This is a genomic window from Promicromonospora soli (assembly GCF_014653785.1).
GTDB lineage: Bacteria > Actinomycetota > Actinomycetes > Actinomycetales > Cellulomonadaceae > Promicromonospora > Promicromonospora soli.
On the sequence record NZ_BNAS01000014.1, the window covers coordinates 1 to 5361 of the forward strand.

At 57.3% G+C, this 5361-nt stretch carries 2 rRNA genes; both read right to left on the bottom strand.

The features are described from left to right. Window positions 1-10: 10 nt before the first annotated feature. A 23S ribosomal RNA gene (locus IE250_RS24260) occupies window positions 11-3131 on the bottom strand. A 566-nt stretch (window positions 3132-3697) separates the two neighbouring features. Then, window positions 3698-5218: ribosomal RNA gene (locus tag IE250_RS24265) — 16S ribosomal RNA — on the bottom strand. Together the 16S and 23S rRNA genes form the textbook arrangement of a ribosomal RNA operon. Between the last annotated feature and the right edge of the window lie 143 nt (window positions 5219-5361).

The window sequence follows — 5361 nt, forward strand, 5'->3', positions numbered from 1 at the left end:
GTGATGGTGTGTTGTGAAGTTGTTGGCAGGTTAGTACCGGTCAGCTCCGACAGTCTTTAGTCCTGTCTTCCACATCCGGCCTATCAACCCAGTGGTCTGCTGGGTGCCTCTCACACCACAAGGGGTGTATGGAAACCTCATCTCGAAGCAGGCTTCCCGCTTAGATGCTTTCAGCGGTTATCCCTTCCGAACGTAGCCAACCAGCCGTGCTCCTGGCGGAACAACTGGCACACCAGAGGTTCGTCCGTCCCGGTCCTCTCGTACTAGGGACAGCCCTTCTCAAGTTTCCTGCGCGCGCAGCGGATAGGGACCGAACTGTCTCACGACGTTCTAAACCCAGCTCGCGTACCGCTTTAATGGGCGAACAGCCCAACCCTTGGGACCTACTCCAGCCCCAGGATGCGACGAGCCGACATCGAGGTGCCAAACCATGCCGTCGATATGGACTCTTGGGCAAGATCAGCCTGTTATCCCCGGGGTACCTTTTATCCGTTGAGCGACGGCGCTTCCACAAGCCACCGCCGGATCACTAGTTCCGACTTTCGTCCCTGCTCGACCTGTCGGTCTCACAGTCAAGCTCCCTTGTGCACTTGCACTCGACACCTGATTGCCAACCAGGCTGAGGGAACCTTTGAGCGCCTCCGTTACATTTTAGGAGGCAACCGCCCCAGTTAAACTACCCACCAGGCACTGTCCCTGATCCGGATCACGGACCGAGGTTAGACATCCGAAGCGATCAGAGTGGTATTTCAACAATGGCTCCACCCGAGCTGGCGCCCGAGCTTCACAGCCTCCCACCTATCCTACACAAACCGCACCGAACACCAATACCAAGCTATAGTAAAGGTCCCGGGGTCTTTCCGTCCTGCTGCGCGTAACGAGCATCTTTACTCGTAGTGCAATTTCGCCGAGTTCGCGGTTGAGACAGCGGAGAAGTCGTTACGCCATTCGTGCAGGTCGGAACTTACCCGACAAGGAATTTCGCTACCTTAGGATGGTTATAGTTACCACCGCCGTTTACTGGGGCTTAAATTCTGAGCTTCGCCCAAGGGCTGACTCGTCCTCTTAACCTTCCAGCACCGGGCAGGCGTCAGTCCGTATACATCGTCTTGCGACTTCGCACGGACCTGTGTTTTTAGTAAACAGTCGCTTCTCCCTGGTCTCTGCGGCCCTCCCCGCGTCCCCCAGCAAGTGGGTTAACAGTTCAGGCCCCCCTTCTCCCGAAGTTACGGGGGCATTTTGCCGAGTTCCTTAACCACGATTAGCTCGATCGCCTTAGTATTCTCTACCTGACCACCTGAGTCGGTTTAGGGTACGGGCGGCTAGTCCCTCGCGTCGAGGCTTTTCTAGGCAGCATAGGATCACCAGATTCCCGCATACGCGGTCACTATCAGCTCTCACCCTGATGTCTCACGGATTTGCCTATGAGACGGGCTACGACCTTGGACGTGGACAACCATCGCCACGCCTGGCTACCTTCCTGCGTCACCCCTGTTAACACGCTTACCTACTACCGGATCAGGTCCCACGCCTGGCCCACGATGCGGTCCGAAGACCACGGTGCGGGTTTGGGGTGGTTAGTATCACCGGACTCGGTATGGGCGGTACTTCGCCGGTAGGAGAATATCAACTCCTTGTCCATCGACTACGCCTGTCGGCCTCGCCTTAGGTCCCGACTTACCCAGGGCGGATGAACCTGGCCCTGGAACCCTTGGTCATTCGGCGGACGGGATTCACACCCGTCATTCGCTACTCATGCCTGCATTCTCACTCGTGTAGGCTCCACCGCTGGATCACTCCGCGACTTCACTGCCCACACGACGCTCCCCTACCCACCCACACACCTGAACACACAGAACAAGTCTGGTGCTGGGCTAACGTATGAGTGCCACGGCTTCGGCGGTGTGCTTGAGCCCCGCTACATTGTCGGCGCGGAATCACTTGACCAGTGAGCTATTACGCACTCTTTCAAGGGTGGCTGCTTCTAAGCCAACCTCCTGGTTGTCTGTGCAACTCCACATCCTTTCCCACTGAGCACACGCTTAGGGGCCTTAGCCGGTGATCTGGGCTGTTTCCCTCTCGACCACGGAGCTTATCCCCCGCAGTCTCACTGCCGCGCTTGCACTTACCGGCATTCGGAGTTTGGCTGACGTCAGTAACCTGGTGAGGCCCATTAGCCATCCAGTAGCTCTACCTCCGGCAAGAAACACGCGACGCTGCACCTAAATGCATTTCGGGGAGAACCAGCTATCACGAAGTTTGATTGGCCTTTCACCCCTAACCACAGGTCATCCCCCAGGTTTTCAACCCTGGTGGGTTCGGTCCTCCACGCCGTCTTACCGGCGCTTCAACCTGCCCATGGCTAGATCACTTCGCTTCGGGTCTAGACCCGGCGACTCAATCGCCCTATTCGGACTCGCTTTCGCTACGGATACCCCACACGGGTTAACCTCGCCACCGAGCACTAACTCGCAGGCTCATTCTTCAAAAGGCACGCCGTCACCCCTGCAAAGGAGGCTCCGACGGATTGTAGGCACACGGTTTCAGGTACTATTTCACTCCCCTCCCGGGGTACTTTTCACCTTTCCCTCACGGTACTTGTCCGCTATCGGTCACTAGGTAGTATTTAGGCTTAGCAAGTGGTCTTGCCAGATTCACACGAGATTTCACGGGCCCCGTGCTACTTGGGATCCCCTCCACCAGGCCGCACCATTTCGTCTACGGGACTCCCACCCACTACGGTCCGGTATTCAACCCGGTTCGACTATGACACGACTTTCTGACTGGTCCAGAGATTGTCAGATCTCTACGGAAGGTCCCACAACCCCGCACACGCAACGCCTGACAGCTTGACACGCATACGGTTTGGCCTCATCCGCTTTCGCTCGCCACTACTCACGGAATATCTCTTCCTGTCGGTACTGAGATGTTTCACTTCCCGACGTTCCCTCCACACGCCCTATACATTCAGGCGCGGGTAACCGAACATGACTTCGGCTGGGTTCCCCCATTCGGAGACCCTCGGATCACAGCTCGTCTGCCAACTCCCCGAGGATTATCGCAGGCTACAACGTCCTTCTTCGGCTCCTAGTGCCAAGGCATCCACCAATGTGCCCTAAAAAACTTCAACAAACCTACAATCACAGAAACCAAGAACAGACCGAGACAACAAACACCACGAACCTAAGCCCATGGCATCCCTTGTTTCACGGTCGCAATCTTGGAAAAATTCAAAGATGCTCGCGTCCACTATGCAGTTCTCAAGCAACGGACGAACCCACCAGGCAGATCCGCGGACACCACCACCAGCAAGCCGGCTGGTATACCCACGACCCGATGACCCGTACCTCCAGAAACACCAACCCTCAAGACCAACCCACCCACCTCACCACGCCGGCACCCACCAGGGGCACCACACGCAACAAGACATCGTGGCTCGATCCTTCGGCCGGTTGCCTCAGGACCCAACAGTGTGCTCGGCGAACCACTCCCACAACGACCTCGGCGTTCCAACCCCCCAGGGGGCGTACTGGCCTCGTCCGCTGCACGAGCAGCTCTTCGTCAATGTTCCACCCATGAGCAACCACCACGAGCACATGCGGCCCGTGCGTGGCCTCTGCCACCAGCACCAGCCCTGCTCCGAAGAGACAGCCGGCGACCCCTACTATGTGGGGCCTGATGGAGATGAGCTCCTTAGAAAGGAGGTGATCCAGCCGCACCTTCCGGTACGGCTACCTTGTTACGACTTAGTCCCAATCGCCAGTCCCACCTTCGACCACTCCCTCCCACAAGGGGTTGGGCCGTGAGCTTCGGGTGTTACCAACTTTCGTGACTTGACGGGCGGTGTGTACAAGGCCCGGGAACGTATTCACCGCAGCGTTGCTGATCTGCGATTACTAGCGACTCCGACTTCACGGGGTCGAGTTGCAGACCCCGATCCGAACTGAGACCGGCTTTTTGGGATTCGCTCCACCTCACGGTATCGCAGCCCTCTGTACCGGCCATTGTAGCATGCGTGAAGCCCAAGACATAAGGGGCATGATGATTTGACGTCATCCCCACCTTCCTCCGAGTTGACCCCGGCAGTCTCCCATGAGTCCCCGGCATAACCCGCTGGCAACATAGGATAAGGGTTGCGCTCGTTGCGGGACTTAACCCAACATCTCACGACACGAGCTGACGACAACCATGCACCACCTGTGTACGAGTGTCCAAAGAGTTCGTTATCTCTAACGCGTTCTCGTACATGTCAAGCCTTGGTAAGGTTCTTCGCGTTGCATCGAATTAATCCGCATGCTCCGCCGCTTGTGCGGGCCCCCGTCAATTCCTTTGAGTTTTAGCCTTGCGGCCGTACTCCCCAGGCGGGGCACTTAATGCGTTAGCTGCGGCACAGAACCAGTGGAACTGGCCCCACACCTAGTGCCCAACGTTTACGGCATGGACTACCAGGGTATCTAATCCTGTTCGCTCCCCATGCTTTCGCTCCTCAGCGTCAGTAACTGCCCAGAGACCTGCCTTCGCCATCGGTGTTCCTCCTGATATCTGCGCATTCCACCGCTACACCAGGAATTCCAGTCTCCCCTACAGCACTCTAGTCTGCCCGTACCCGATGCAAGCCCACAGTTGAGCCATGGGATTTCACACCAGACGCGACAGACCGCCTACGAGCTCTTTACGCCCAATAATTCCGGACAACGCTTGCGCCCTACGTATTACCGCGGCTGCTGGCACGTAGTTAGCCGGCGCTTCTTCTGCAGGTACCGTCACTCTCGCTTCTTCCCTGCTGAAAGAGGTTTACAACCCGAAGGCCGTCATCCCTCACGTGGCGTCGCTGCATCAGGCTTTCGCCCATTGTGCAATATTCCCCACTGCTGCCTCCCGTAGGAGTCTGGGCCGTGTCTCAGTCCCAGTGTGGCCGGTCGCCCTCTCAGGCCGGCTACCCGTCGACGCCTTGGTAGGCCATTACCCCACCAACAAGCTGATAGGCCGCGAGCCCATCCCCCACCGAAAAACTTTCCAACACCCACCATGCGGCAAGTGTTCATATCCGGTATTAGACCCCGTTTCCAAGGCTTATCCCGAAGTAGGGGGCAGGTTGCTCACGTGTTACTCACCCGTTCGCCACTGATCCACCCCCGAAGGGGCTTCACCGTTCGACTTGCATGTGTTAAGCACGCCACCAGCGTTCGTCCTGAGCCAGGATCAAACTCTCCGTAAAAGAGAAACATCCACACCCACCCAAAGGCGAGCATGAACAATGATACCGGCCAGACCAATCTGATGATTAAGTCCGTCCAAACAACCCCTCACAGACATGCGACCCCACCAACCGGACGGTCAGCACAGCCACACCCCACAAGG